Source organism: Rhodococcus sp. S3, assembly GCF_058211795.1.
Genome location: NZ_CM177074.1, coordinates 1,042,166 through 1,068,222 on the forward strand (window position 1 = coordinate 1,042,166; position 26,057 = coordinate 1,068,222).

Sequence of the window (26,057 nt, forward strand, 5' to 3'; positions counted from 1 at the left end):
AGGGCGCGGTCAGGCTCCGTCGCGCAGGCGGCGGTAGATCTCGATCAGGTGGTCGGTGGACGCGTCGCCGGTATCGGGGGTGTCGTCGCCGGCGAGCACGGCTTGCAGGGCGGTGGCCTGGGTCTTGCCGAGTTCGACGCCCCACTGATCGAACGAGTCGATCCCCCACACGACGCCTTGGACGAAGGTCTGGTGTTCGTAGAAGGCGATGATCTGCCCCACCACCGAGGGGGTCAGTTCCGGGGCGAGGATCGTCGTCGACGGCCGATTGCCGGGCATCACCTTGTGCGCCACCAACGTCTCCTCGACGCCCTCGGCGCGGACCTCGTCGGCATCGTGGCCGAAGGCGAGGACCTTGGCCTGGGCGAACATGTTCGCCAGCACCAGCACCTGCATGCTGGTGGTGCCGTCGCGGGCGGGCAGGTCGTCGCCGGAACGGGCCAGGCCGAGGAAATCGACCGGCACGATCTCGGTGCCCTGGTGCAGCAACTGGAAGAAGGCGTGCTGGCCGTTGGTACCGGGTTCGCCCCAGAACACCTCCCCGGTCGGGCACGAGACCGGGGTGCCGTCGGCGCGCACGGATTTGCCGTTCGATTCCATGGTCAGCTGCTGCAGATAGGCCGGCAGCCGCGCCAGATCCTGCGCATAGGGCACCACCGCCCGCGACCGGTGGCCGAGGATGCTCGCGTTCCACACCCCGATCAACCCCGCCAGCAACGGCGCATTCTGCGCCGGGGCCGCGGTGGCGAAGTGGGTGTCGATCGCGTGCATGCCGGCGAGGAACTCACCGAACCGGGCCTTGCCGATGGCGCACATGACCGCCAGGCCGATCGCCGAACCCACCGAATACCGCCCGCCGACCCAGTCCCAGAACTCGAACATGTTCGCCGGGTCGATGCCGAACTCGACCACCCGCTCCGTATGGGTCGACACGGCGACGAAATGCTTGGCCACGGCGTCCTCGCCGAGGGCGTCGACGAGCCAGCGGCGCGCGGCGGTGGCATTGGAGAGGGTTTCGAGGGTGGAGAAGGTCTTCGACGCGACGATGAACAGCGTGGTGGCCGGGTCCAGGTCGGCCAGGGCGGCGGTCAGATCGGCGGGGTCGACGTTGGAGACGAATCGCGCCGTCGGGCCGTCGTGGAAACGGCGCAGGGCGCGGGTGACCATGGCCGGGCCCAGATCGGAGCCGCCGATGCCGATGTTGACGACCGTGGCGATCTTCTGCCCGGTGGCGCCGCGCCAAGCCCCGGTGCGGAGGCGGTCGGTGAACTCGCCCATCCGGTCGAGCACGGTGTGGACGTCGGCGACGACATCGACCCCGTCGACGATCAGTGTCGCGTCGCGGGGTAGGCGCAGGGCGGTGTGCAGCACCGCGCGGTCCTCGGTGACGTTGATGTGCGCCCCCGAGAACATCGCCTCCCGAGCGGTGGCGATTCCGGCGGTGTCGGCGAGCTCGAGCAGAGCCTGCAGGACGGGGGTGTCGAGGCGCTGCTTGCTGCAATCGATCACCAGATCCCCGGCACGGACCGTCAACGCCGAGACCCTGTCGGGTTCGGTGGTGAACAACTGCCGCAGCGACACCGATTCGAGCCGGTCGCGATGGTCTTCCAGAGCTTTCCACGGTGCCGTTGCGGTTACGTCGCTCATGTCGTCGACAGTAGTGCGCCCCGACACGGTGCGCCCGGTATGCGACCGTGCCCCCCCGATGTGACCGTGCCCGGTGTGACTGTGCCCGGTGTGACGAAGGGATCCCTCGGTTTCCCACAGCGAGCGACCGCGGCGCGCATGATGGGGCATATGGATGCTGCAGAACTGATTCGGTCCGTCCCCACCGACCTGTTCCTCGGCGGTGAATGGGTGGCGGCCGAGAACGGAGCCACCTTCGGAGTCCACGATCCCGCGACCGGCGACGAACTCACCCGAGTCGCCGATGCCGCGCCCGGCGATGCCCTACGGGCCCTCGATGCGGCCGTCGCGGCCGGTCCGGAATGGGCAGCGACCCCGCCGCGCGAACGCGCCGAACTGCTGCGAGCGGTCTGGCAGAAGATCACCGAGCGCGCCGACGACTTCGCGCTGCTTATGACACTCGAGATGGGCAAGGCACTACCGGAGAGCCGATCGGAGGTGACCTACGGCGCCGAATTCCTGCGATGGTTCTCCGAGGAGGCGGTCCGCATCGCCGGTCGCTACACGCCCGCCCCGGCCGGCACCGGACGCGTTCTCGTGACGAAACAACCCGTCGGTCCCTGCCTGGCCATCACGCCGTGGAACTTCCCGCTCGCGATGGGAACCCGCAAGATCGGTCCCGCCCTCGCGGCCGGGTGCACGATCATCGTCAAGCCCGCGTCCGAGACACCCCTCACGATCCAGCTGCTCGCGCAACTCTTCGACGAGGCAGGACTGCCCAAGGGGGTCCTGTCGGTGCTGCCGTCCTCGCATGCCGGTGAGGTCACCGGGCCGCTCCTCGAGGATCCCCGGCTGCGCAAGCTCACCTTCACCGGCTCCACCGAGGTCGGGCGCATGCTCGCCGAGAAGGCCGGTCGTTCGCTGCTGCGCACCTCGCTCGAACTCGGCGGCAACGCGCCGTTCGTCGTCTTCGAGGACGCCGATCTCGACGCAGCGGTCGAGGGTGCGGTGGCAGCCAAGCTGCGCAACGGGGGAGAGGCCTGCACGGCCGCGAACCGCTTCCACGTCCACAACTCGGTGCGCGACGCCTTCGTCGCCAAGCTCACCGAGCGCATGGCCTCGTACAAGCTCGGACCGGGAACGGACCCCGACGCGACGCTGGGCCCCCTGGTCAACGAGAACCAGAAGAAGACCGTGATCGAACTCGTGCAGGACGCGGTGTCGGCGGGTGCCTCGGTACGACTGGGCGGTGAACCCGCGGACGGCCCGGGATGGTTCTACCCGGCCACCGTCCTCGACGACGTGCCCAAGCAGGCCCGCATCCTGCAGGAAGAAGTGTTCGGGCCGGTCGCGGCCGTCACCGGCTTCGACACCGAGGAGGAAGCGCTCGCGGCGGCGAACGACACCCGCTACGGGCTCGCCGCCTACATCTTCACGCGCGACCTCGACCGGGCCCTGCGCGTGTCGCACGCGCTCGAAACGGGCATCGTCGGTGTGAACCGCGGTGTCGTCTCGGATGTCGCCGCCCCGTTCGGCGGAATCAAGGATTCCGGGCTGGGACGCGAAGGTGGTACCGAGGGCATCGAGGAATTCCTCGAGACCAAGTACATCGCCCTGCAGTAGGGAACTCAGCGATGGGCCGGACGGCCCCGCCGTCAGTGACTCGTACGGCCCCGCCGTCAGTGACCCAGGCGGCCACGCCCGAGGCGGAGCAGCAGCATCGCCAGGGTGTGGCCTTCCTGGCCCAGTTCGCTGAACCGCTCGAGGACCTTCATCTCGCGGCTGTGCACGAGACGGGTGCCGCCGGACGCCATCCGGGTACGCCCGATCATGCGGGAGACCTCGGTGCGCCGCTTGACCGCGGCCAGGATCTCGGCGTCGAGACGATCGATCTCCTTGCGGAGCTCCTCGATCTCGGCCTCGGTGGGCACTCCGGTGTCGTCGGCCTCGGCCGGTGTTCCGGCGTTCGCCTGGCCCGGCTCGCCGGAAAGGGAAGAATCGATGTGCGTGCTCATGTCGTCTCCTCGCATCTGCTCTGATGGATCGCCCGTATGGGAGCGGCTGTTACCGGTATCGGGTCGGGCCGGCAGTCGGGAATCGACAGCGACAACCGGAACTCGATCCGAGCCTGCAAAGGACAGAAGACATGGCCTCCAGTTTGCCACTCTCCCTGTAGGCCCTGCCACTCGGCTTGATCGACTTCGTGGTCCGGATCCGTTGTCCGAGCGGTCCGGTAGTTTGGTGAAACGATGAACACTCCCGTCGCGCTCGCACACTCCCGTCCCGGATCCGATGCTCTTCTCGAAGGGCTCAATCCGCAGCAGCGGGAAGCGGTCACGCACGAAGGGGCCCCGCTGCTGATCGTCGCGGGCGCGGGCTCCGGCAAGACTGCGGTGCTCACGCGCCGCATCGCCTATCTACTGGCCGAGCGCGGCGTCGCCCCTGGTCAGGTGCTCGCAATCACGTTCACCAACAAGGCCGCGGCCGAGATGCGCGAGCGGGTGGCGGCCCTGGTAGGGCCGCGCGCGAATGCGATGTGGGTCTCGACCTTCCACTCGAGCTGCGTCCGGATCCTGCGCGCGCAGGCGGGTCTGCTCCAGGGCATGAATTCGAATTTCACGATCTACGACGCCGACGATTCCCGTCGTCTGCTCACGATGATCGCGAAGGATCTCGAACTCGACAGCAAGAAGTACTCCGCCCGGTTGCTGTCCACGCAGATCTCGAACCTGAAGAACGAACTGATCGGGCCGGAGGAAGCCGCTCACGAGGCGGAGACCGATTCGGCGGCCACCGAACTCACCCGTGTCGTCGCCCGGGTCTACGCGCACTACCAGCAGCGCCTGCGCACGGCGAACGCCTTCGACTTCGACGACCTCATCGGCGAGACGGTGGCGCTGCTGCAGGCGCATCCGCAGGTCGCCGAGTACTACCGGCGCCGGTTCCGCCACGTGCTGGTCGACGAGTACCAGGACACCAACCACGCGCAGTACGTGCTGGTGCGCACTCTCGTGGGCGATCCGGAGGAGGGATCCGCAGTCTCCCCGAGCGAACTGTGCGTGGTGGGCGACGCCGACCAGTCGATCTACGCCTTCCGCGGCGCCACGATCCGCAACATCGAGGAGTTCGAGCGCGACTATCCGCAGGCGCGGACGATCCTGCTCGAGCAGAACTACCGCTCCACCCAGAACATCCTGTCGGCGGCCAATTCCGTCATCTCCAAGAACACGGGTCGCCGCGAGAAGCGGTTGTGGACCGATTCGGGCGAGGGCGAACTCATCACCGGCTACGTCGCCGACAACGAGCACGACGAGGCGCGGTTCGTCGCCGCCGAGATCGACCGGCTCGTCGACGGCGGCGACACCACCTACTCCGACATCGCGGTGTTCTACCGCACCAACAACGCCTCCCGCGCGTTCGAGGACGTCTTCATCCGGCACGGTGTGCCCTACAAGGTCGTCGGCGGTGTGCGGTTCTACGAGCGCAAGGAGGTGCGCGACGTCGTCGCGTACCTGAAGGTGCTCGACAACCCCGACGACACGGTGAGCCTGCGCCGCATCCTCAACACCCCTCGCCGCGGTATCGGCGATCGCGCCGAGGCGTGCGTGGCGGTGCACGCCGAGCGGCTCGGTGTGAGCTTCGGGCAGGCCCTCACCGACGCCGCAGCCGGCAAGGTCGCGTTGCTGAACACGCGGGCGCAGAAGGCGATCGCCGGTTTCGTCGAGATGATGGACGGCCTGCGGGCGATGCTCGTCGCGAGCGACGCCGACGGCAACGACATGGTCGACATCGGCGACGTCGTCGAGGCGATCCTCGAACGTACCGGGTACAGCGCCGAGTTGTCGGCGAGCGACGATCCGCAGGACGGTGCCCGTCTCGACAATCTCCACGAACTCGTCAGCGTGGCAAGGGAATTCAGTGCCGACGTCCGCAATTCGGCCGGGATCGTCGACGACGAGCGCGAAGAGGGGGATCCCGAACCGGGCTCGCTCGCGGCGTTCCTCGAGAAGGTCTCGCTCGTCGCCGACGCCGACCAGATCCCGGAGAGCGAGGCCGGCGTGGTCACGCTGATGACGCTGCACACCGCGAAGGGCCTCGAGTTCCCGGTCGTCTTCGTCACCGGTTGGGAGGACGGCCAGTTCCCGCACATGCGCGCCCTGGGTGATCCCGCCGAACTGTCCGAGGAACGGCGACTCGCGTATGTCGGCATCACGCGCGCGCGGCGGCGTCTCTACCTCACACGTGCCGTGCTGCGGTCGTCCTGGGGTCAGCCGCTCACCAATCCGGAATCCCGCTTCCTACAAGAGATTCCGCAGCATCTCATCGACTGGCGGCGCCTCGAGCCCACACCCGCGCGTGGTCAGGCGATCGGCTCGGGCACCGGTTCGCGCTTCGGTGCGGGCGAGCGGCGCGGTTCGTCGGGCACACCGAGTTTCGGTGCGGCGCGCGGACGCAACAACCAGTTGGTGCTCGACGTCGGCGACCGCGTCAGCCACGACAAGTACGGTCTGGGAACGGTTCTCGAAACCCGGGGTTCGGGCCCCACGGCCACCGTCGTGATCGACTTCGGCAGTGCCGGCAAGGTGCGGTTGATGCTCGTCGGCGGTGTGCCGATGATCAAGCTGTGATGCCCTGAAAGCCTGTGGCAGGCGCGGATTCGCACGCAGGAGCGGGTCCGCGCCGAAACGGGCAAGAGGGTGGAACGGGACGCAGTGCCCAACGTACGGCGGCGAGGTCGGTCAGTCGCGCTGGACGCCGAGGGCGATACCGCGGGTGGCGAGCCACGGAACGGGGTCGATCTTGTCGACGCCGTTGAGGTGCACCTCGAAGTGCAGGTGCGGGCCGGTGGAGAAGCCGCGGTTGCCCATGGTGGCGATCTGGTCGCCGGCCATGACGTGCTGACCCACGGTCACCAGCGACTGGTCGATGTGCCCGTACACGGTGACGGTGCCGTCGGCGTGGAGGAGGCGGACCCACATGCCGAAGCCGGAGGCCGGACCGGAATCGATGACCTCACCGTCGGCGACCGCGAGGATCGGGGTGCCGATGGGGCCCGCGATGTCGACGCCGGCGTGGAGGGTGCCCCAGCGGGCGCCGAAGTTCGAGGTGAACGACCCCACGGCGGGGAGGACGAACAGCGGGCGACGGGCCGCGGCCTCGCGCGCAGCGCGTTCCTCGCTGAACCGCTGGCCCTTGGCCAGGAGATTCGAGAACTGCGACAGGTCGTTCGGGTCGGCGATGTTGAGCACCTGCGGGGCCTGCGACGGCTCGGCGTCGGCGCTCGGCGCGAACTGCGCGGCCTGGGGCACTGCAGTGGCGGTGATGATCGAGGAATCGGCTTCGCCGGCGGCGAGAGCGACCTCGGAGTGCTCGGTGTTCTGTCCCGGACCACCGTTGGCTGCGGCCTGGCCCGCGGCGACCACGGCGCCTGCGGCAACCGCGAAGACCGCGGCGCGGCCCTTGAGGGCGGTGGGGGGAGTGGGAAGTCGATGGGCTCCACCGCGGGACGCGGGAGCGGTGACGTCGGTGCTCTCGTCGGGACGATCCTGCGCGAAGCGGTCGTCGCGGACGGCGTGGCCGAAGGAGTCGGAGTAGTAGGTGGGCTCGGGACCGGGGCCGGTGTTGCGGAAGTCCATCGTGGCGGCTTCCCAGGCGTTCCAGTCTTCGGGTGCCGATTCGGGACGGCGGGTTCGGCTCTCGGCACTCGGGTTACCAGAGCGCATCGCCATCCTCCGTTCGTGACCTCATCGTTACTTCGACCAGGCGACGGTAACGAAGCGATCGCGGGGGTGGCAAGCCGTAGTTCGTCCGGCGGACGTTATGTGAGTGGCATCACAGTGCAAACCGGGGCAAATTGGGACATGCCCCAGCGGTCGGCGTCCCAAACACTGTTTTCCGACATGTCACGAGTCCGTTGCGTCGCGGCAGCGTGGGATCCGGTGTCGGAGGGCGAGTGGGTACCTGTCATTCTGAACCGAGTGCTCCGCTCGAACGTGGCGTCCGCCACGTTCCGGGAGGGGAACTGCGAAGTCGTTCCCGGACCTACGCGCGCGTGACCTGTGCCACATGGGACTGCCGCGCGTGATCCGCGGCCCGGCCGAGAAACTAGAGTCCGAAACGACCCGCTCGATACCCCGGAGCGGGCGTGAACGCAGACGAGACGGTGAGCAGATGGATCTCTTCGAATATCAGGCGAAGGAACTCTTCGCCAAGCATGACGTGCCGACGTCGGCCGGCCGTGTTACCGACACTGTCGCCGGTGCCCGCGAGATCGCGGAGGAAATCGGCAAGCCGGTCATGGTCAAGGCCCAGGTCAAGGTCGGCGGCCGCGGCAAGGCCGGTGGCGTGAAGTACGCCGCCACCGCAGACGACGCGCAGACCCACGCCGAGAACATCCTCGGCCTCGACATCAAGGGTCACATCGTCAAGAAGCTCCTGGTCGCCGAGGCCAGCGACATCGCGGAGGAGTACTACATCTCCTTCCTGCTCGACCGCACCAACCGCACCTACCTGGCGATGTGCTCGGTCGAGGGCGGCATGGAGATCGAAGAGGTCGCCGCCACCAAGCCGGAGCGCCTCGCCAAGGTCCCCGTCGACGCCGTCAAGGGCGTCGACCTCGCGTTCGCGCGTGAGATCGCCGAGAAGGGCCACCTGCCCGCCGAGGTCCTCGACGCCGCAGCCGTGACCATCCAGAAGCTGTGGGAGGTCTTCGTCAAGGAAGACGCTCTCCTCGTGGAGGTCAACCCCCTCGTCCGCACCCCGGACGATCAGATCCTCGCCCTCGACGGCAAGGTCACCCTGGATGCCAACGCCGACTTCCGTCAGCCCGGCCACGCCGAGTTCGAGGACAAGGACGCCACGGATCCCCTCGAGCTCAAGGCCAAGGAGAACGACCTCAACTACGTCAAGCTCGACGGCGAGGTCGGCATCATCGGTAACGGCGCCGGCCTGGTCATGTCGACCCTCGACGTCGTCGCCTACGCAGGCGAGAAGCACGGCGGCGTCAAGCCCGCCAACTTCCTCGACATCGGTGGCGGCGCCTCGGCAGCCGTCATGGCCGCCGGTCTCGACGTCATCCTGAACGACGCTCAGGTCAAGAGCGTGTTCGTCAACGTCTTCGGTGGCATCACCGCGTGCGACGCGGTCGCGAACGGCATCGTCAAGGCCCTCGAGATCCTCGGCGACGAGGCCAACAAGCCGCTGGTCGTCCGCCTCGACGGCAACAACGTCGACGAGGGTCGCCGCATCCTCGCCGAGGCCGACCACCCGCTGGTCACGGTCGTCGCCACCATGGACGAGGCTGCCGACAAGGCGGCCGAACTCGCCTTCGCAGCGAAGTAAAGGGACACACAGAACAATGGCAATCTTCCTTACCAAGGATTCCAAGGTCATCGTCCAGGGCATCACCGGCGGCGAGGGCACCAAGCACACCGCGCTCATGCTCAAGGCCGGCACCCAGGTCGTCGGCGGCGTGAACGCCCGCAAGGCCGGCACGACGGTCTCGCACACCGACAAGGACGGCAACCCCGTCGAGCTCCCCGTCTTCGGCTCCGTCGCCGAGGCCATGAAGGAGACCGGCGCCGACGTCTCGATCGCGTTCGTTCCCCCGGCCTTCTCGAAGGACGCCATCGTCGAGGCCATCGACGCGGAGATCCCGCTGCTCGTGGTCATCACCGAGGGCATCCCCGTGCAGGACTCCGCCTACGCCTGGGCCTACAACGTCCAGAAGGGCAACAAGACCCGCATCATCGGCCCCAACTGCCCCGGCATCATCACCCCGGGTGAGGCGCTCGTCGGCATCACCCCGGCGAACATCGCCGGCAAGGGCCCGGTCGGCCTCGTCTCCAAGTCGGGCACCCTGACCTACCAGATGATGTTCGAGCTGCGCGAGTACGGCTTCTCGACCGCCATCGGCATCGGCGGCGACCCGGTCATCGGCACCACCCACATCGACGCCATCGAGGCGTTCGAGAAGGACCCGGAGACCAAGGTCATCGTCATGATCGGCGAGATCGGCGGCGACGCCGAGGAGCGCGCAGCCGACTACATCAAGGCCAACGTGACCAAGCCGGTCGTCGGCTACGTCGCGGGCTTCACCGCTCCCGAGGGCAAGACCATGGGCCACGCCGGCGCCATCGTCTCGGGCTCCTCGGGCACCGCTCAGGCCAAGAAGGACGCTCTCGAGGCGGCCGGCGTGAAGGTCGGCAAGACGCCGTCCGAGACCGCTGCGCTCGCTCGCGAGATCCTGCAGTCGCTCTGACAGCAGCGTCGCCTTCCGTGCGCGCCTTCCGGTGGCTCCGGCCATCGGGAGGCGCGCACGCGCTTTTTCCGGCGTAAATCCGGTCAGATGTCGATCCAGTCGACTCCCGCGGGTTCGAGTTCGCCCGCCCCTGACGTCAACGACGCCACCCAGCCCTCCAGTTCGCTCCGCTCACGCCCCGCGACGGTGAAGACGACCCGGTCCGCATAGGCCACGTCGAGCACCGCGACCCCGCGCCCGCGCAGTTCCGCCTCCACGCGACCCGCCTCGCCGTGATCGATCGCGAGGGTGAACTTCTCCTGCTGCCTGCGCTCGACGAGAGGCGCCTCGTCCAATGCCGTCGCGACCGCACCCGAATACGCGCGCACCAGCCCGCCCGCGCCGAGCTTGATCCCCCCGAACCACCGGGTCACCACCACCGCGACGTTCACCAGATCCCGGTGGTGCAGGACCTGCAGCATCGGGATACCGGCCGTGCCGCCCGGCTCCCCGTCGTCGCTCGACCGCTCGGCGCGTGCCGACGGGGCGTCACCCACCACGAACGCCCAGCAATGGTGTCGGGCATCGGGATACAGTCGGCGTTGTTCGTCGACGAAGGCGAGCGCGGCGTCGGCCGTGTCGACACGACGAACCGCCGCGAGGAAACGCGAGTGCTTCACCTCCGTCTCGACCACGACGTCGGGGCCCGGGGCGAGAGTGTGCGGCATGGACCCCATTCTCTCGGGTAGTCCCTAGGCTGTTGACTGCAGGACGAGTGACCGACACACACCGATCGACGGCAGGAGAATCGATGACATTCCCCACAGGCGCATCCGCCCAGAGCAAGGTGGTGCCGTTGCTGCTGCCACTCGCGGTGGCCGTGCTCGGTGCCGTGAACTTCCTGCTCGGCCTCACACCCTTCGTGAACATCACCTTCGGCTCCCAGGTGGCGCTCACGTCCTTCGATTTCGGCTTCGCCGTCGTGCCGCTGGCCTTCCTGCTCTTCGGCGGTGTGAGCGCGGCACTGTCGCTGCTCCCCGGCCAGGATCTGCGTGCCGTGGCCGTCGCGGCGTCGGGCGTCGGTTTCGTGACGTCCCTGTTCCAGCTGTTCCATCTGCCCGAGGACACCGGGATCGCGTGGGGCGGCGTGACGATCCTCGTCCTCGGTTTCCTGCAGTTCGCGCTGGCGCTCGTCGCGCTGCTGTTCGGCCTCGGCATCCTTGTGTCCGGCCGGTCGGGTGAGCGGAGCTCCTTCGGTTCGCCGCAGGGCGCCGGGCAGTACCAGGGATTCGGGACCGGTCCGGGAACCGGTCAGCCCCAGGGCTCCGGGGCGCCGCAGGGTTATGGTTCGCCGCAGGGTTACGGCCCGCAGGGATACGGCCAGCCCTACGGCGCGCAGCAGGGAGTCACCGGCGGGCAGTCCCAGTTCGGTGCGCCCCATCCCGGCCACCAGGCGTATCCCGGACAGCAGACCTCGGGGGAGTACTCCGGAGCGCAGCAGTACTCGGGGTCGCAACAGTACGGTGGGTCCCAGCAGTATCCGGGCGCGCAGCAGTACGGCGGGCAGCAGTACAGCGGAGCCCAGCAGTTCCCCGGTTCACAGCAGTTCCCGGGCGCCCAGCAGTACGGCGGGGGAGCGCAGTATCCCGGTGCCCAGCAGTACGGCGGACAGCAGTACACCGGTGCGCAGCCGACCCAGCAGTATCCGGTTCAGGAACCGCACGGCGCTCAGGACCCGACGGACCACACCGACACGCGGGCGGACGGCACAGTCACCCGGGCGGACGGCACAGTGTCCGATGACGACACGACGGGCACGGAACGTCGCGAGGAGACCGGGACCACTGCGACCGGCGACCAGGAGGCCACGCAGGCCTTCCGCGCACCGGACGACCAGCGGTGATCGGCGCGCCTGACACCACGACCGCCGTGTCGGTGACACTCTCGAACCGATGACTTCGACGCTCGGCCGGTCCACCCGGCACGTTCCCACCGACGACGACAGCCTGGACCCGGAGCGGTTCCGCATCCTGCTCGGCACCGCGGCCCGCGTTCCGGCGGTGACGCTCGCCGTCGTGGCCACCATCGTGGTGACGACGATGGTCGTCGCCAACAGCGACCTCACCGGCATCTACGCCGCGATCGCCGGCACGTGGCTCGCTCTGCACCAGGTGACGCTCACGATCGACGGCACGTCGTTGGGTGTGCTGCCGCTGCTGCCCACCGCGGTCCTGGTGCGGCAGGCGGCGCGCGGATGCGCGTCCGCGGCCGACGCGCTCGTCGAGAACAGCGGTTACGCCCTCGATCGTCAGGACGTCTCGCGCATCACCGTCGCCGTCCTCGCCGGCCCGCTGCTCGTGACCGCGGCGTCGCTGATCGTGCTGCAGGATGCGGCGAGCGTGCTGCCGGTAACGCCCCCGAACGCCGGTGCCGCGCTCGCGTGGGTCACCGGCATCTACCTCCTCGCGGCCCTCATCGGCATCGGGTCCCGCGTGTGGAGGCCGCTGGTGCGCTATTACGCAGCGCCCGACTGGCTCGTGCTCGCCTTCCGTCCGGCACTGCGGGTGCTGCTGGGAATGTTCGCCCTCGGTGGGGTGGTGGTCGTCGCCGGACTGCTGTGGTCGTGGAACGTCGTCGGTGAACTGCTCGCGCGCGGGGATCACTGGACCGGCGTGCTGGGGCTGACGGTGATGTCGATCCTGTACCTGCCCAACGTCATCATCGGTGCCGCTGCCGTCCTGGCGGGCAGCACCGTGCACTTCGGCGACATCCATCTGAGCCTGTTCGAGGCGACGGGCGGCGACCTCCCGGCACTGCCGGTGCTCGCGGCGGTCCCCTCGGGCCCGGCCGCAGCGTTCTGGCCGGTGCTGCTGGCCGTTCCGGCGACGATCGGTGCGCTGCTCGGCCGTTTCGCCGCGCAGCGAACCCTGCAGGCGAAGGCCGACGGTGCTCCGGTCGGCAGCGCCGATGCGGCATGGACGGTGCTCGCTGCCGCAGCGGGAGCCGGACTCGTCACGGCGCTGGCGACCTGGGTCGCGGGCGGTCCGCTCGGCGTCTTCGGCACGGTCGGCGCCAATTGGTGGCTCGCCGGAATCCTCGTCTTCGCCTGGTCGGGACTGCTCGGCATCATCACGGCCCAGCTGCTTGTGTGGCGCGAAGTACGATTGGCCGCGGCGGCGCTGCGCGCCGACATCGAGGTGGACGAGGAGATCTCGGAGGATGCGGCAGACGCGGCCCCGTCCGACAACACCGCCGACGGAGAGACCGACGCAGAACTCGAGGCGGCCGAGAGTGAGACCCCGGTACTCGAGGCTCCTGCGGCGGAGGACTCCGAGGCCGCTGATGTCGACAGTGCGGATGTCGACGGCGAGGATGTCGAGGACGCGGATGCCGACGAGGAGGAATCCTCCGTCGAGGACACCACCGCCGCCGAGCGCGAGGTCGCAGAGGTCGACGAGGACGAGGCCGACGAAGGCGATGCGACCGACGCCGTCGAGGACGACGACGTCATCGACGCCGAGGTGATCGAGGTCGTCGACGAGGATGATGCCGAGGACGACAGCGAGCCCGACGAGGAGGTCGCGAACAAGGCCGAGAAGGGCGCCGACTAGGCTCTCCTACGGCCGGTCGATCGGCCGACCCACCTCGACTTCACAGGAGTGGACCCTGACTGCCTCGCGTGACCAGCTGCCGCCCACCGCGCCGGCGCGGCTCGTCGTCCTCGCCTCGGGCACGGGCAGCCTCTTGCGTTCGCTGCTCGACGCCACCCGGACCGACGGATATCCCGCCACGGTCGTCGCTGTCGGTGTCGACCGCGAATGTCCCGCCGAAGGACATGCCGCGGACGAGGGGATCCCGTCGTTCCGCGTCGCGTTGCGCGACTTCGAGGACCGCACCGCGTGGGACCGCGCGCTGACCGACGCGGTCGCCGCCCACGAACCCGACCTCGTGGTGTCCGCGGGCTTCATGAAGATCCTGGGTTCGGCCTTCCTGGAGCGGTTCGCCGGCCGCATCATCAACACGCATCCCGCGCTGCTGCCGTCGTTCCCCGGCGCGCACGCCGTCGCCGACGCCCTGGCCTACGGCGTCAAGGTCACCGGTTCGACGGTGCATCTCGTCGACGGGGGAGTCGACACCGGGCCGATCCTCGCGCAGGAAGCCGTGCAGGTGCTCGACGACGACGACGAGGACACCCTGCACGAGCGCATCAAGGTTGTGGAGCGACGGCTGCTGGCCGAGATGGTCGCCGCCGTCGCCACCCGTGGAGTTGTTTCCGATGGACGAAAGGCCGTGATCCCCGGTGACCGAACGTAAGACTGTGCGCCGCGCGCTGGTCAGCGTGTACGACAAGAGCGGGCTGGTGGAGCTGGCGACAGGGCTCCACGCGGCAGGTGTCGAGCTGGTCTCGACCGGCTCCACGGCCAAGACCATCGCCGACGCAGGCGTGCCGGTGACGAAGGTCGAAGAACTGACCGGCTTCCCCGAGTGCCTCGAGGGCCGGGTCAAGACCCTGCACCCGCGCGTGCACGCCGGCATCCTCGCCGACACCCGCAAGCAGGACCACCTCGACCAGATCGCCGATCTCGGCATCGAGGCGTTCGAGCTCGTCGTCGTGAACCTCTACCCGTTCACGCAGACGGTCGCCTCGGGTGCGAGCCCCGACGAGTGCGTCGAGCAGATCGACATCGGCGGTCCGTCGATGGTGCGCGCTGCGGCGAAGAACCACCCGTCCGTCGCGGTCGTCGTCGACCCGGCCGCCTACGGTGACGTGCTCGCCGCCGTCGAGGGCGGCGGTTTCACCCTCGAGCAGCGCAAGCGTCTTGCCGCGCAGGCGTTCCAGCACACCGCCGCCTACGACGTCGCCGTCGCGAGCTGGATGAACAGCGGCTACGCAGCGCCCGAGGGCGACGAGTCGCAGTTCCCGGCGTGGACCGGCGCGACCTGGACCCGCGCGAACGTCCTTCGCTACGGCGAGAACCCGCACCAGGCCGCAGCCCTGTACGTGAACGAGGCCGGCGAGCCGGGGCTCGCGCAGGCCGAGCAGTTCCACGGCAAGGAGATGTCCTACAACAACTACCAGGACGCCGACGCCGCCTGGCGCGCCGCGCACGACCACAGCGAGCCGTGCGTCGCGATCATCAAGCACGCCAACCCGTGCGGTATCGCGATCGCCGACGACATCGCCACGGCACACCGCAACGCGCACGAGTGCGATCCGGTCTCGGCCTTCGGTGGCGTCATCGCCGCCAACCGTGAGGTGAGCGTCGAGATGGCCGAGCAGGTCGCCGAGATCTTCACCGAGGTGATCATCGCCCCGTCGTACGCCGACGGTGCCGTCGACGTGCTCTCCCGCAAGAAGAACATCCGCATCCTGCGCGCCGATTCGCCGAAGTCGGCTCCGGTCGAGATCCGTCAGATCTCCGGTGGGCTGCTGCTGCAGGAGCGCGACGTGCTCACCGCGGACGGCGACTCCACCGCCAACTGGCAGCTCGCGTGCGGCGAGGCTGCCGACGAGGCCACGCTGCGCGATCTCGAATTCGCCTGGCGCGCATGCCGTGCCGTGAAGTCCAACGCGATCCTGCTGGCTTCGGGCGGCGCGACCGTCGGTGTCGGCATGGGTCAGGTCAACCGCGTCGACTCGGCGCGACTCGCCGTGACCCGTGCGGGTGATCGTGTCGCCGGGTCGGTGGCCGCGTCGGATGCCTTCTTCCCGTTCGCCGACGGTCTGCAGGTGCTGACCGAGGCCGGCGTGAAGGCGATCGTGCAGCCGGGTGGCTCGGTGCGCGACAACGAGGTCATCGAGGCCGCTCGCGAGGCGGGCGTGACGCTGTACCTCACCGGCGCGCGGCACTTCGCGCACTAGTCACGACCACGCGCGGCACCCGCGCGCACCGTCGCTCAGGCGGCGTGCGCGTGGGTGCCGTTGTCGTGTGCGGTGTGTTCGACGGTGCGCTTGCCGCGGCCCTCGGAGATGACGAGCTTGGCGGCGCCACGGTCGAGCAGCTCGCGGATGAGATCCGCGGAGGCGGCGCCGCTCTCGGTACCGCCGACCCGGCTCAGGTCGATGGTGATGGCGTGACCGGTGAGGTCGTCGGGCAGTTCGGTCGACACGGTGCCGCCGGATTCGATTCGCAGTTTCATGGTGTTTCTCCTGTCGAGGTGATCTTGTACGGGTCGCGGTCGGGGATAGAGAAAGGGCACCCGGGGCGTATGTGCCCCGAGTGCCCGAGAACGAGTCGTCGTGTGACTTCTATTCTCGGGATCGCTCCGCCGCGAAGTGGAAGAAGAAGTGAGAAAACGGTACGGAACAACCGGCTACGTACATGTGCTTGTATCGCATCGGACCGTACCTTTCTCGTGTGAACCAGTTGGTTAACGGATGACCATACACGAACAACGCGGAATGGACATTTGTTATTTCTGCGTCGTCCGTGCGTGGGGTCGGGTGCTCAGCCCCTCAGCTTCTCGAGCCACGCCTCGAAACCGGACGTGAACTCGTCGGAGAAGGGCAGGTCGGCGACGTAATCGGCGCCCGTCGACTGCTGGTCGCCGATGTCCTTGAGCACGTGGTTGGTGCGCGTCATGCGCAGCGACGTCAGGCGGGTGTGGACGAGTGCCGCGTCGAGCGCGTCGACGTCCTCGACCCGCACCTGGATGTCCTTCGAGGAGACCGCGGTGAGCACCGGCAGGTCGCCGGCGACCTGTGCGGCGAGCATCCGCGGATCGAGCGCGTCCTCCTCGGCGAGCGCCTTCGCGTTGGCGGGGACGAGCCCGGCATTGCGCAACGGCTCGGGCAGGGTGTCGCTGAGGGTGCCGTCGGCGCGGAGCGACTCGACCGCACCCGTGAGCGCGACCCGCAGTTCGTCGGCGATCTGGACGGGGAGCTGTCCCGCGGCGACGACGGCGTCGAGCTGCGCGTCGATCTGGGCGGTCAGCAGGTCGAGCAGGCGCACGGCGAGCGGTTCGAGCAGACCGAGTCCGGCGACCGCGTCGTTGTCCTGGGCGAGCGACAGCGCGATCAGCGCGCCCTCGCTGTGCCCGACGACGTAGAGCCGCTCCGGGTCGACCCCGCGCTGCGAACCGAGGAAGGCGAGCGCGTCGGCGGCGCCGTCGATGAACGTCGAGAAGCCGAGATCGGCGACGTCCTCGACGCTGTACGGGCCGAGGCCGGTGACACCGCTGCCGAACTTGTCGTAGCGCAGGCTCGCGAAGCCCTTGCGTTCGAGCACGTCGGCGAGGTGCCGCAGGGTACCGATCGAGCCGGGGAGCAGTGCGCTGTCGCCGTTGCGGTCGGTGGGGCCGCTGCCGGCGAGCAGCAGGACGGCGGGCACCGGACCCCTCATGGAGACGGGTACCCGCAGGCTGCCGTGCAGGGTGACGTCGCCGCTGGAAAAGGTGATCTCGGTGTCCGACATGTCATGTGTCTATCAGAAGTCGCCGGGCCGGCCCGTATCGAGGGCGCCGCGGTGTGGCGTCGGTTTCGTCCGTGACGAACTGGCACGGCGCACCCGGCGGTAACCCCGCACTCCGAGCCACCCGAACAGCGCCAGCAGGGGGATGACGAGCAGGGGAGCGAGCAGCGCGATCAGCGACGTGACGAACGAGGTGACGCTCTCGACGATCGACAGCACCGGATTGCCGAAACCGGCGGTGGTCGCCGTGCTCGCGACCCGCGTACCCGTCTGCGCAGTGCTCACCGCCAGGGCGGTCGGGGCGCCGATCACGATGCCCGCGAGTGCTGCCATCGCCGGATCGAGGCTCGCGAAGGCCGCCCACGCCGCGAGCGCACCCGCGACCGGCCGGGTGACCGTGCCGACGGCGGACAGCGCGTTGTCCACGAGCGGCACGAGGTCGGCGACGACCTCCACGGCGGTGGCGATCGTCAGGGCGACGAGCGCCGAGGTGGACCCGAGCCACTGCATCGATTCGTTGAGGACCACGCCGAAGAGTTCGAAGTGGACCGCGGCCGACAGGAGCAGCAGCGGCAGGAAGGTGCGCAGCCCGGTGGCGGCCGCGAGCCCCAGCCCGAGCAGGGCCGCCAGGATCCAGGTGTCCATGCGGCGAGTGTAGGCGGACCGGTCGCGGGATCACGGATGCCGAAACTGCGGTTCGGTCGTACCTTGGGTGAGGTGACGTCACCCACACCGCGCCCCTCCACGGTCGGCGAGCTCCGCGCCTCCGGCCACGTGCAACGGTCCGTCAAGGACGAGATCCGGCACAACCTGCTCGCTGCGCTGCGCGACGGTACCGATCCGTGGCCCGGAATCCTCGGTTTCGAGGACACCGTCGTCCCGCAGCTCGAACGCGCCCTCATCGCCGGCCACGACGTGGTCCTGCTCGGCGAACGCGGCCAGGGCAAGACGCGCCTGCTGCGCACCCTGCCGCTGCTGCTCGACGAATGGACCCCGGTCATCGCCGGCTCCGAACTCGGCGAGCACCCCTACGAACCCATCACCCCGGCGTCGATCCGCCGTGCCGCCGAACTCGGCGACGACCTGCCCGTCGCGTGGCGGCACCGCAGCGAGCGGTACGCCGAGAAGCTCGCGACCCCCGACACCTCGGTCGCCGACCTCGTCGGCGACGTCGACCCCGTGAAGGTCGCGGAGGGTCGCAGCCTCGGCGACCCGGAGACGATCCACTTCGGTCTCGTGCCCCGCGCGCACCGCGGCATCGTCGCCGTCAACGAACTGCCCGACCTCGCCGAACGCATCCAGGTGTCGCTGCTCAACGTCATGGAGGAACGCGACATCCAGGTCCGTGGCTACACGCTGCGCCTGCCCCTCGACGTGCTGCTCGTCGCGAGCGCGAACCCCGAGGACTACACGAACCGCGGTCGCATCATCACCCCGCTCAAGGACCGTTTCGGCGCGGAGATCCGCACGCACTACCCGACCCGGCTCGAGGACGAGATCGCCGTCATCGAGCAGGAGGCGCACCTGCAGTCCCGCGTGCCCGACTATCTCTTCGAGATCCTCGCCCGGTTCACCAGGCTGCTGCGCGAATCGACCTCCGTCGACCAGCGTTCGGGTGTCTCGGCACGGTTCGCCGTCGCCGGCGCCGAGACCGTCTCGGCCGCGGCACTGCACCGCGGTGCGGTCCTCGGTGAGGACGATCCGGTCGCGCGTCCCGTCGACCTCGGCACGGTCGTCGAGGTGCTCCGCGGCAAGGTGGAGTTCGAATCCGGCGAGGAGGGAAGGGAATTCGAGATCCTCGATCACCTCCTCCGGCGCGCCACGGCCGAGACCGCCCGCTCGCGGCTCGCGGGCGTCGACCTCGGGCCGCTGGTCGCCGCCGTCGAACAGGGTGATCCGGTGGTCACCGGTGAGCGGATCACCGCGAAGGTGCTGCTCGACGAACTGCCCGAACTGCCCGTCCTCGACGCCGTCGCCGAGCGGCTCGGCGCCACCGACACCGGAACCCGCGCCGCGGCAGTGGAACTCGCCCTCGAGGGTCTGTACCTGGCGCGGCGCATCGCCAAGGACACCGGCGACGACGGATCGGCGGTGTACTCCCGATGAGCAGGTCGGCCCGCTACGGTCCGTATGCCGGGGGCGATCCGCTCGCCCCGCCGGTGGACCTGCGCGACGCGCTCGCCGCGATCGGCGACGACGTCATGGCCGGCGCGTCACCCAAGCGCGCCCTGCGGGAGTTGCTGCGTCGCGGGCAGGACGGCATGCGCGGCCTCGACAAGCTTGCCGCGCAGGCGAACCGGCGTCGACGTCAGCTGCTCGACCGCACCAACCTCGACGGCACCCTGCGCGAGGTGCGCGAACTCCTCGACCGCGCCGTGCTCGAGGAACGCAAGGAACTGGCCCGCGCCCTCGACGACGACGCGCGGTTCGCAGAGATGCGGATCGAGGAACTACCGCCGTCGACGGCGCAGGCCGTGCAGGAACTGGCCGACTACGACTGGCGCAGCGCGCAGGCCCGGCAGGACTACGAGAAGATCCGCGACCTGCTCGGCCGGGAGATGCTCGACCAGCGCTTCGCCGGGATGAAGCAGGTGCTCGAAGGGGCCACCGACGAGGACCGGCAACGCATCTCGGAGATGCTCAACGACCTCAACGATCTGCTCGACAAGCACTCCCGCGGTGAGGACACCGAGGAGGACTTCGAGCAGTTCATGGCCGAGCACGGCGAGTTCTTCCCGGAGAACCCGCAGAACGTCGAGGAACTGCTCGACTCCCTCGCACAGCGGGCCGCGGCGGCGCAGCGGCTGCGCAACTCGCTCACCCCCGAGCAGCGCGACGAACTCGACGCCCTCGCACAGCAGGCCTTCGGATCCCCGGATCTGATGAGCCAGCTCGACCGTCTCGACGGCCACCTGCGTGCCGCCCGTCCCGGCGAGGACTGGACCGGCTCCGAACAGGTGCGCGGCGAACAGGGCATGGGTCTCGGTGAGGCCACCTCGGCGCTGCAGGAGCTGTCCGAACTCGACCAGCTCGCCGAGCAGCTGTCGCAGCAGTACGCCGGGGCGTCCCTCGACGACATCGACCTCGACGCGCTCGCCCGTCATCTCGGACCCGAGGCCGCGGCCGATGCGCGTACCCTCGCCGAACTCGAGAAGGAACTACAGCGGCAGGGCTTCTTCGACCGGGGTGCCGACGGGCAGTGGCGACTGTCGCCCAAGGCCATGCGCCGGCTCGGCGAGGCGGCCCTGCGCGACGTCGTCAACCGCATCTCGTCGCGCACCGGGCAACGCGAGTCGCGGCGGGCGGGTGTGCTCGGCGAACCGACCGGCGCGTCGAAGGCATGGGAGTTCGGCGACACCGAACCGTGGGACGTCGTGCGGACCCTCACCAACGCGACCCTGCGCAGTCCCGGTCTGCCGGTGCGGATGTCGGTGCAGGACGTCGAGGTGATCGAGACCGAGCAGCGGACGCAGGCGGCCGTCGCGCTACTCGTCGACACGTCGTTCTCGATGGTCATGGACGGTCGCTGGGTGCCGATGAAACGCACGGCCCTCGCGCTCAACCATCTCGTGTCCACGCGCTTCCGCGGGGATGCGCTGCAGCTCATCGCGTTCGGCCGGCACGCTCGTGTGGTGTCGGCGCCCGAACTCGCCGGGCTCGACGGCGTCTACGAGCAGGGCACCAACCTGCACCACGCCCTGATGCTCGCGGGTCGTCATCTGCGTCGACATCCCAACGCGCAACCGGTGGTCTTCGTCGTCACCGACGGTGAACCCACCGCCCACCTCGAACCGGACGGCTTCGCGGCCTTCGACTACCCGCCGAGCGCACGCACTCTGGGGCTGACGGTGCGCGAACTCGACCACATCGCGCGGCTCGGCGCCCAGGTCACGATCTTCCGGCTCGGCAGCGATCCGGGGCTCGCGCGGGTCGTCGACGTGCTGGCGCGTCGCGTCGGGGGACGGGTGGTCGCGCCCGACGTCGACGGTCTCGGGGCGGCGGTCGTCGCCGACTACGTGCGGGCCCGTCGGCGGTCGTAGGAACTCTCAGCGGCGCACGGATCGCCACGTGGTCGTCGCGGCGGCGGACAGCAGGGCGGCGGTCACCCAGAAGATCGACGCGACCCCGGCGACCCCGGCGATCGCGCCGGCCACCATGGGCACCGCGACCTGCCCGAGACGGTTGCCGGTCAATCGCACCGCCAGCGCCGACGCGCGGTCGGCCGGTGCGACGAGTTCGACCACCCACGTCATGGTCAGGGGTTGGCCGACGCCCCAGAACATTCCGCACACGGCCAGCAAGGCGCACATGACCCACGGGTTCGGCACGAGCGGCAGCAGCGCGACGGGCACGATGGTCCCGGCGGTCGCGGAGACGAGCAGCCACCTGCGCGGAATCCGGCGCAGCGCCCACGGCAGCAGGGCACGCGAGACGATGGACGCCACGGTGCGGGCGGTGAGCAGGATCGACACCAGCAGCACACCGAACCCGAACTGCTCGCCGAGCAACGGCAGGTAGGCGACGACGAGGTCGACCGAGGCGAGGACCACCAGGCTCGACAGCATCGCGGGCTTCATGCCCTTCGTCCCGAGCATCGACAGGATCGACTGGGGCGCGCCGTCCTCCGCGGTGCGGCCGGAGCCGGGCGGTTCACGAAGTCCCAGCACGAGTGGAAGGGAGAGCAGCGAGACCACCGTCATGGCCAGCAGTGCGCCGGTGGTCTCGACGGAACCGTTGCCGTCACCGGTGGTCGCGGCGATCACGCCGGAGACCGGCACACCGACGGCCTGCCCGACCGATACACCCAGCGTGAGACCGGCGAACCCGCGATCCAGTTGACCCGGCGGCGACAGGATCGACACGAACGCCTGTCCCGACACCGTGACGAGCAACTGCCCGAGACCGAGCACGACGTTGCCGGCGGCGAGCACGGGCAATCCCGAACTGAGAGCGATCAACCCGGCGCCGACCGTGGTGACGACGATGCCCGAACGGAGAATGGCGGTCGCGTGGCCGCGGTCCACGGCGCGTCCCATCCGCACCGCCGCGATCAGTGGGACGATGGCGTAGAGCGCGGTGACGGCACCGATGGTCGTCGCGTCACCGCCGAGCGCGAGGATCCGGTAGGAGACCAGGACGCGGATCGACTGGAATGCCGCGTGCAGCAGGGCTGTGGACAAGCACAGGTACAGCAGCCAGTGACGCGGAGGATGCGGCATATGTCAGACGCCGGCGGTCACGACCCGGTCGCCGAGCGGCGACTGCAAGGAGACCTCGAGGGTGCCGGCGACGGCGACCATGATGCACATGCGGTCCTGCATCTCCGGCAGCGTGCCGCCGAGGAGCGTCACCGTCACCGCGTCGTCCGTTTCGGTGACGGTCGCGTCGACGCCGAAGCACTCGGGGGTGCCCGTCTCGAAGTGCAGGGCGATCCGGTCGTCGCTCACCCGCGACCACGACAGGATCGTCAGCGGATGTGCGTCGACGATGTCGGGTCGCGGCGAGAACGCCGTCGCCCCTGCCGGAACCGGTTCCTCGGGCAGTGCAGGGACGTCCGGTGTACCCGAACTCGATCCGCAGGCCGCGATGATCAGGTACATCGCGAGGACGGTGATTCCCCGGCAGACACGGACGACGGAACGCATGGTTCCCACGGTATTCCCGTGTCGTGTGTTCCTCATGCCAGCAGGGCGGCGGTCACGCCGATCGCAGGGATGGAGGCGAGGGTGGTGACGAGTGCGGCGTCGCGGGCGAGCACCGTGCCGCGACCGTAGGCACTGGCGTAGACGAACACGTTCTGCGCGGTCGGCAGTGCCGCGACCACCACGACGGCGAACAGCGCATGGCCGTCGAGGCCGAACACGAAACGCCCCATCAGGTACGCGAGCACGGGCTGGGCGAGGATCTTGAGCACCGAGGCGAGCGCGATGTCGCGGCGCGGGCTCGTCCCCTTCTCGAGCACTCGGACGCCCTGCAGCGACAACCCGAACGCGAGCAGCGCACCGGGAACAGACGCGCCGCCGAGCAGATGGAACGGCTGCAGCAGCGCTTGGGGAGGCGTCCACCCGCTGATCGCGATGGCGAGCCCGGCCGCGGCGGCCAGGACGATGGGGTTCTTGAACGGCGCGAGCAGGGTGTCGAGGCGCGAGACCCCGGCGCGCATCGTCGACAGGTCGAGCATCGTCAGCGCGATGGGGGAGAGCACGACGATCTGGAACAACAGCAGGGGAGCGACGAACGACGCGTCGCCGAGCACGAAGACCGCGATGGGGATGCCGAGGTTCGCGGAGTTGACGTAGCCGGCGCACAGCGCGCCGATGGTGGCCTCGGGAACTGCACGTCGCAGCCAGAGCTTCGCGACGACGAAGTGCACGATCGCGACGGCGAACGCCGTGGCCGCCGCGATGTAGAGATTGGGCGAGAAGATCACCGACAGGTCGGACGTCGCGAGCACGTCGAACAGCAGCGCGGGGGTGGCGACGAAGAAGACGAGCCGGCTGAGCACCGTCTGCGCCTCGTGCCCGAGTGTGCCCAGGCGCCCCAGCGTGAAGCCGATGGCGATGATCACGAAGATGACACTGAACCCCGCGATCACACCCGACACGGTTGCCTAGTCTAAGGACCCTGTGGATGAGTTCCCGAGGCAGGCGCCCGGAGCGCAGTTCTTGTCGATCGGAGCCGAATTTTTCGACGACAACTGCTCACTCGGGAACGTTCATCCACAGGGCGACGCTCCGGGGTTCCACGTCGAGCGGGCGTTGTGCAGGCTTCCGCCATGGGGGAATTCGACGAGCCGTTCAGCGGCACCGACGCACTGGCCGAGAAATGCTTGACGCCGTACCGACTGCGGACCATGCGCCGGCTGCATCGCGACGTGTACATCCATCCCGACGCGGAGATGACGGCACTGCGGCGTGCGCGTGCGGCGTGGTTGTGGACGCGAGGCGGTGGCGTACTGGCAGGGCTGTCCGCTGCCGCGGTGCACGGCAGCAGATGGGTCGACGGTCGTGCGCCGGCGGAGCTGCTCCGGACCGGGAGTCGCCGCGGCACGGCCGGGGTGAGGGTGCACGGCGACACCGTGCTCGAGGAGGAGGTCTGCGAGCGCGAGGGGATGTCGGTGACGACTGCCGCGCGGACCGGTTTCGATCTCGCCCGGTGGCTGGCACCGGCGCGAGCCGTCGAACAACTCGATGCGTTGTGTCGAGCCACCGGGCTGGATCCGGCAGACATCCTCACCGTCGCCGACCGGCACCGCGGGGAGCGCGGACTTCCGCAGGTGCGCGCGGTCGTGCCCCGCGTGGATCCCGGTGCCGAGTCTCCACCCGAGACCAGGGTCCGCCTGTTGCTCGTGCACCACGGACTACCGGCGCCGGCCACCCAGGTGCCGATCGTCGACGAGGGCAGGGTGGTCGGTTGGGCGGACATGGGGTGGCACGAATGGCGCACCGCCGTCGAGTACGACGGGGTGCACCACTGGACCGACGAGCGTCAGCGCACCAAGGACATCGAGCGCTACGAGTCGTTCGCCTCGCTGGGCTGGTCGGTGATCCGGGTGAACTCCGAGCAACTCCGAATGCGTCCGCTGACGATCGTCGAGCGGGTCCGCAGGGCGCTGCGGGCTTCGGGCGCACCCGTGTGATGTGCACTTCTCGTCGAAAATTTCGACGAATTTCGACAATACCTGCACATACGACGACGCCGCCCCTCCCGATGGGGAGAGGCGGCGTCGGAAGCTACGACCTACTTGCTGCTGACGTAGGGGAGCAGAGCCATCTCGCGGGCGTTCTTCACCGCGACGGCGACCTGACGCTGCTGCTGCGGGGTCAGGCCCGTGACGCGACGGCTGCGGATCTTGCCGCGGTCGGAGATGAAGGTGCGGAGCAGGTTGACGTCCTTGTAGTCGACGTACTCGATCTTCGCCGCGAAGAGGGGGTTCTTCTTGGGCTTGCGTCCCTCTACGGCACGCGACTTCTTCGACGGTCCTCGCTTGACTGCCATATCTCGCTCCTCACCAGCTCGACTTGTGGACGCCGGGTAGTTCCCCGCGGTGGGCGAGTTCACGCACACGCACTCGTGAGAGCCCGAACTTTCGCAGGTGGCCGCGCGGGCGGCCGTCCGCAGCGTCTCGATTGCGCAATCGTACCGGACTGGCGTCGCGGGGTAGACGCTGCAGTGCCCGCTGGGCTTCGCTGCGCTCCTCGGGCGAGGACGACGGTCGGCGCACGACCTCCTTCAGCTCCGCGCGGCGCTCGGCGTACCGGGCCACGATCGCCTTCCGTTGCTCGTTGCGCGCGATCTTCGATTTCTTCGCCATGACTACTTCTCCTCCCGGAAGTCGACGTGTCTGCGCAGCACGGGGTCGTACTTGCGCAGGACGAGACGGTCGGGATCGTTCCGGCGGTTCTTCCGGGTGACGTAGGTGTAGCCGGTTCCCGCGGTCGAGCGAAGCTTGACGACGGGCCGGATCTCGCTGCGTGCTGCCATCAGAACTTCTCTCCGCGGGCACGCAGACGCGCGACGACGCTCTCGATGCCGTCGCGGTCGACGATCTTGATGCCCTTGGTGGACAGGTTCAGCGTGACCCGGCGTCCGAACGAAGGTACGAAATAGGTTCTGCGCTGGATGTTCGGGTTCCACCGCCGGCTGGTGCGGACATGGGAGTGCGATACGGATCTCCCGAAACCGGGTCGCCGTCCGGTGAGTTGGCACGTGGCCGACACGTCGGCTCCTTTCGTAGGTAACGACAATCATTTTCGACAAAGTGCTTCGCTGACTGTACG

Annotated in this window: 25 protein-coding genes; 11 read left to right on the forward strand and 14 right to left on the reverse strand. The window is 69.0% G+C overall.

Annotation, left to right across the window (positions count from 1 at the left end):
- Window positions 1-9 precede the first annotated feature (9 nt).
- Window positions 10-1,647: a glucose-6-phosphate isomerase gene (pgi, locus tag AC0LPE_RS04965; RefSeq protein WP_490605721.1), complete on the reverse strand. Its 1,638-nt coding sequence runs from the start codon at window positions 1,645-1,647 to the stop codon at window positions 10-12.
- 150 nt (window positions 1,648-1,797) lie between these two features.
- Here pgi and AC0LPE_RS04970 point away from each other — a divergent pair, with 150 nt between their 5' ends.
- Window positions 1,798-3,249, forward strand: coding sequence for an NAD-dependent succinate-semialdehyde dehydrogenase (locus AC0LPE_RS04970; protein ID WP_026061403.1), 1,452 nt, complete (start codon window positions 1,798-1,800; stop codon window positions 3,247-3,249).
- A 56-nt stretch (window positions 3,250-3,305) separates the two neighbouring features.
- On the opposite strand, the gene AC0LPE_RS04975 is transcribed toward AC0LPE_RS04970, so the two are convergent.
- A complete protein-coding gene (locus tag AC0LPE_RS04975) occupies window positions 3,306-3,641 on the reverse strand; it encodes a chorismate mutase (protein ID WP_016693405.1) in 336 nt (111 codons plus the stop codon).
- Window positions 3,642-3,875: 234 nt separating this feature from the next.
- On the opposite strand from AC0LPE_RS04975, the gene pcrA reads away from it, so the two are divergent.
- Window positions 3,876-6,254, forward strand: a complete 2,379-nt coding sequence (gene pcrA, locus AC0LPE_RS04980; RefSeq protein ID WP_490605722.1) for a DNA helicase PcrA — start codon at window positions 3,876-3,878, stop codon at window positions 6,252-6,254.
- Window positions 6,255-6,365: 111 nt separating this feature from the next.
- Here pcrA and AC0LPE_RS04985 read toward each other — a convergent pair whose 3' ends face one another.
- Entirely contained in the window at window positions 6,366-7,355 is a 990-nt protein-coding gene (locus tag AC0LPE_RS04985; protein WP_390889806.1) for a M23 family metallopeptidase, read from the reverse strand.
- A 442-nt stretch (window positions 7,356-7,797) separates the two neighbouring features.
- On the opposite strand from AC0LPE_RS04985, the gene sucC reads away from it, so the two are divergent.
- A complete protein-coding gene (sucC, locus tag AC0LPE_RS04990) occupies window positions 7,798-8,967 on the forward strand; it encodes an ADP-forming succinate--CoA ligase subunit beta (RefSeq protein ID WP_016693408.1) in 1,170 nt (389 codons plus the stop codon).
- A 16-nt stretch (window positions 8,968-8,983) separates the two neighbouring features.
- On the forward strand, window positions 8,984-9,886 hold the full coding sequence (gene sucD, locus AC0LPE_RS04995; RefSeq protein WP_006553762.1) for a succinate--CoA ligase subunit alpha: 903 nt from the start codon (window positions 8,984-8,986) through the stop codon (window positions 9,884-9,886).
- Window positions 9,887-9,969: 83 nt separating this feature from the next.
- Here sucD and AC0LPE_RS05000 read toward each other — a convergent pair whose 3' ends face one another.
- The gene (locus AC0LPE_RS05000) at window positions 9,970-10,593 is read right to left on the reverse strand and encodes an IMPACT family protein (RefSeq protein WP_160873852.1); all 624 of its coding nucleotides are present in this window, start codon (window positions 10,591-10,593) and stop codon (window positions 9,970-9,972) included.
- An 83-nt stretch (window positions 10,594-10,676) separates the two neighbouring features.
- Here AC0LPE_RS05000 and AC0LPE_RS05005 point away from each other — a divergent pair, with 83 nt between their 5' ends.
- From AC0LPE_RS05005 to purH, 4 genes are read left to right on the forward strand one after another with little or no spacing between them, the layout of a single operon-like run.
- Window positions 10,677-11,768, forward strand: coding sequence for a DUF5336 domain-containing protein (locus tag AC0LPE_RS05005; protein WP_490605723.1), 1,092 nt, complete (start codon window positions 10,677-10,679; stop codon window positions 11,766-11,768).
- Between the two features lie 49 nt (window positions 11,769-11,817).
- On the forward strand, window positions 11,818-13,476 hold the full coding sequence (locus AC0LPE_RS05010) for a cell division protein PerM (protein ID WP_490605724.1): 1,659 nt from the start codon (window positions 11,818-11,820) through the stop codon (window positions 13,474-13,476).
- A 55-nt stretch (window positions 13,477-13,531) separates the two neighbouring features.
- Window positions 13,532-14,179, forward strand: a complete 648-nt coding sequence (gene purN, locus AC0LPE_RS05015; RefSeq protein ID WP_024103172.1) for a phosphoribosylglycinamide formyltransferase — start codon at window positions 13,532-13,534, stop codon at window positions 14,177-14,179.
- Complete coding sequence (gene purH / locus AC0LPE_RS05020) at window positions 14,166-15,728, forward strand: bifunctional phosphoribosylaminoimidazolecarboxamide formyltransferase/IMP cyclohydrolase (protein WP_064255721.1); 1,563 nt, start codon at window positions 14,166-14,168, stop codon at window positions 15,726-15,728. The genes purN and purH overlap by 14 nt, the downstream gene beginning before the upstream one ends.
- A gap of 35 nt (window positions 15,729-15,763) precedes the next feature.
- On the opposite strand, the gene AC0LPE_RS05025 is transcribed toward purH, so the two are convergent.
- The 3 genes from AC0LPE_RS05025 to AC0LPE_RS05035 all read right to left on the reverse strand — a co-directional run bounded on the left by AC0LPE_RS05025 (window position 15,764) and on the right by AC0LPE_RS05035 (window position 17,922).
- Entirely contained in the window at window positions 15,764-16,006 is a 243-nt protein-coding gene (locus AC0LPE_RS05025; RefSeq protein ID WP_016693414.1) for a hypothetical protein, read from the reverse strand.
- 308 nt (window positions 16,007-16,314) lie between these two features.
- Entirely contained in the window at window positions 16,315-17,280 is a 966-nt protein-coding gene (locus tag AC0LPE_RS05030) for an alpha/beta hydrolase (protein ID WP_160873855.1), read from the reverse strand.
- A gap of 12 nt (window positions 17,281-17,292) precedes the next feature.
- Window positions 17,293-17,922, reverse strand: a complete 630-nt coding sequence (locus tag AC0LPE_RS05035) for a DUF4126 domain-containing protein (protein WP_160873856.1) — start codon at window positions 17,920-17,922, stop codon at window positions 17,293-17,295.
- Window positions 17,923-17,994: 72 nt separating this feature from the next.
- On the opposite strand from AC0LPE_RS05035, the gene AC0LPE_RS05040 reads away from it, so the two are divergent.
- Together AC0LPE_RS05040 and AC0LPE_RS05045 are read left to right on the forward strand one after the other, a co-directional pair.
- Entirely contained in the window at window positions 17,995-19,383 is a 1,389-nt protein-coding gene (locus AC0LPE_RS05040; RefSeq protein ID WP_088899247.1) for an ATP-binding protein, read from the forward strand.
- Window positions 19,380-21,317: a vWA domain-containing protein gene (locus AC0LPE_RS05045; protein WP_490605725.1), complete on the forward strand. Its 1,938-nt coding sequence runs from the start codon at window positions 19,380-19,382 to the stop codon at window positions 21,315-21,317. Before AC0LPE_RS05040 ends, AC0LPE_RS05045 begins: the two co-directional genes overlap by 4 nt.
- A gap of 6 nt (window positions 21,318-21,323) precedes the next feature.
- On the opposite strand, the gene AC0LPE_RS05050 is transcribed toward AC0LPE_RS05045, so the two are convergent.
- Genes AC0LPE_RS05050 through AC0LPE_RS05060 form a run of 3 tightly spaced genes read right to left on the reverse strand, consistent with a single transcriptional unit; the run spans window position 21,324 to window position 23,881 of the window.
- Window positions 21,324-22,496 carry an MFS transporter gene (locus AC0LPE_RS05050; protein WP_490605726.1) on the reverse strand — a complete coding sequence of 391 codons (1,173 nt, stop codon included), beginning with the start codon at window positions 22,494-22,496 and terminating at the stop codon, window positions 21,324-21,326.
- Window positions 22,497-22,499: 3 nt separating this feature from the next.
- Window positions 22,500-22,922 (reverse strand): hypothetical protein, encoded by a 423-nt coding sequence (locus tag AC0LPE_RS05055; RefSeq protein ID WP_160873859.1) that lies wholly within the window; start codon window positions 22,920-22,922, stop codon window positions 22,500-22,502.
- Window positions 22,923-22,954: 32 nt separating this feature from the next.
- The gene (locus tag AC0LPE_RS05060; RefSeq protein ID WP_490605727.1) at window positions 22,955-23,881 is read right to left on the reverse strand and encodes an AEC family transporter; all 927 of its coding nucleotides are present in this window, start codon (window positions 23,879-23,881) and stop codon (window positions 22,955-22,957) included.
- Window positions 23,882-24,052: 171 nt separating this feature from the next.
- Between AC0LPE_RS05060 and AC0LPE_RS05065 the strand changes: the two genes are divergently transcribed.
- Entirely contained in the window at window positions 24,053-24,916 is an 864-nt protein-coding gene (locus AC0LPE_RS05065) for a DUF559 domain-containing protein (RefSeq protein ID WP_160873860.1), read from the forward strand.
- Window positions 24,917-25,017: 101 nt separating this feature from the next.
- Here AC0LPE_RS05065 and rpsR read toward each other — a convergent pair whose 3' ends face one another.
- From rpsR to rpmB, 4 genes are read right to left on the reverse strand one after another with little or no spacing between them, the layout of a single operon-like run.
- Entirely contained in the window at window positions 25,018-25,275 is a 258-nt protein-coding gene (gene rpsR / locus AC0LPE_RS05070) for a 30S ribosomal protein S18 (protein ID WP_006553776.1), read from the reverse strand.
- A 10-nt stretch (window positions 25,276-25,285) separates the two neighbouring features.
- Window positions 25,286-25,591, reverse strand: coding sequence for a 30S ribosomal protein S14 (gene rpsN / locus AC0LPE_RS05075; RefSeq protein ID WP_006553777.1), 306 nt, complete (start codon window positions 25,589-25,591; stop codon window positions 25,286-25,288).
- Between the two features lie 2 nt (window positions 25,592-25,593).
- Complete coding sequence (gene rpmG / locus AC0LPE_RS05080; protein ID WP_006553778.1) at window positions 25,594-25,761, reverse strand: 50S ribosomal protein L33; 168 nt, start codon at window positions 25,759-25,761, stop codon at window positions 25,594-25,596.
- Complete coding sequence (gene rpmB / locus AC0LPE_RS05085) at window positions 25,761-25,997, reverse strand: 50S ribosomal protein L28 (protein WP_160873861.1); 237 nt, start codon at window positions 25,995-25,997, stop codon at window positions 25,761-25,763. Before rpmB ends, rpmG begins: the two co-directional genes overlap by 1 nt.
- Window positions 25,998-26,057: the final 60 nt, after the last annotated feature.

Excerpts from the sequence above, each read along its gene's own strand:
- pgi (WP_490605721.1), bottom strand. The coding sequence starts at position 1,647 with ATGAGCGACGTAACCGCAACGGCACCGTGGAAAGCTCTGGAAGACCAT.
- AC0LPE_RS04970 (WP_026061403.1), top strand. The coding sequence starts at position 1,798 with ATGGATGCTGCAGAACTGATTCGGTCCGTCCCCACCGACCTGTTCCTC.
- AC0LPE_RS04975 (WP_016693405.1), bottom strand. The coding sequence starts at position 3,641 with ATGAGCACGCACATCGATTCTTCCCTTTCCGGCGAGCCGGGCCAGGCG.
- pcrA (WP_490605722.1), top strand. The coding sequence starts at position 3,876 with ATGAACACTCCCGTCGCGCTCGCACACTCCCGTCCCGGATCCGATGCT.
- AC0LPE_RS04985 (WP_390889806.1), bottom strand. The coding sequence starts at position 7,355 with ATGGCGATGCGCTCTGGTAACCCGAGTGCCGAGAGCCGAACCCGCCGT.
- sucC (WP_016693408.1), top strand. The coding sequence starts at position 7,798 with ATGGATCTCTTCGAATATCAGGCGAAGGAACTCTTCGCCAAGCATGAC.
- sucD (WP_006553762.1), top strand. The coding sequence starts at position 8,984 with ATGGCAATCTTCCTTACCAAGGATTCCAAGGTCATCGTCCAGGGCATC.
- AC0LPE_RS05000 (WP_160873852.1), bottom strand. The coding sequence starts at position 10,593 with ATGCCGCACACTCTCGCCCCGGGCCCCGACGTCGTGGTCGAGACGGAG.
- AC0LPE_RS05005 (WP_490605723.1), top strand. The coding sequence starts at position 10,677 with ATGACATTCCCCACAGGCGCATCCGCCCAGAGCAAGGTGGTGCCGTTG.
- AC0LPE_RS05010 (WP_490605724.1), top strand. The coding sequence starts at position 11,818 with ATGACTTCGACGCTCGGCCGGTCCACCCGGCACGTTCCCACCGACGAC.
- AC0LPE_RS05025 (WP_016693414.1), bottom strand. The coding sequence starts at position 16,006 with ATGAAACTGCGAATCGAATCCGGCGGCACCGTGTCGACCGAACTGCCC.
- AC0LPE_RS05030 (WP_160873855.1), bottom strand. The coding sequence starts at position 17,280 with ATGTCGGACACCGAGATCACCTTTTCCAGCGGCGACGTCACCCTGCAC.
- AC0LPE_RS05035 (WP_160873856.1), bottom strand. The coding sequence starts at position 17,922 with ATGGACACCTGGATCCTGGCGGCCCTGCTCGGGCTGGGGCTCGCGGCC.
- AC0LPE_RS05045 (WP_490605725.1), top strand. The coding sequence starts at position 19,380 with ATGAGCAGGTCGGCCCGCTACGGTCCGTATGCCGGGGGCGATCCGCTC.
- AC0LPE_RS05050 (WP_490605726.1), bottom strand. The coding sequence starts at position 22,496 with ATGCCGCATCCTCCGCGTCACTGGCTGCTGTACCTGTGCTTGTCCACA.
- AC0LPE_RS05055 (WP_160873859.1), bottom strand. The coding sequence starts at position 22,922 with ATGCGTTCCGTCGTCCGTGTCTGCCGGGGAATCACCGTCCTCGCGATG.
- AC0LPE_RS05065 (WP_160873860.1), top strand. The coding sequence starts at position 24,053 with ATGGGGGAATTCGACGAGCCGTTCAGCGGCACCGACGCACTGGCCGAG.
- rpsR (WP_006553776.1), bottom strand. The coding sequence starts at position 25,275 with ATGGCAGTCAAGCGAGGACCGTCGAAGAAGTCGCGTGCCGTAGAGGGA.
- rpsN (WP_006553777.1), bottom strand. The coding sequence starts at position 25,591 with ATGGCGAAGAAATCGAAGATCGCGCGCAACGAGCAACGGAAGGCGATC.
- rpmG (WP_006553778.1), bottom strand. The coding sequence starts at position 25,761 with ATGGCAGCACGCAGCGAGATCCGGCCCGTCGTCAAGCTTCGCTCGACC.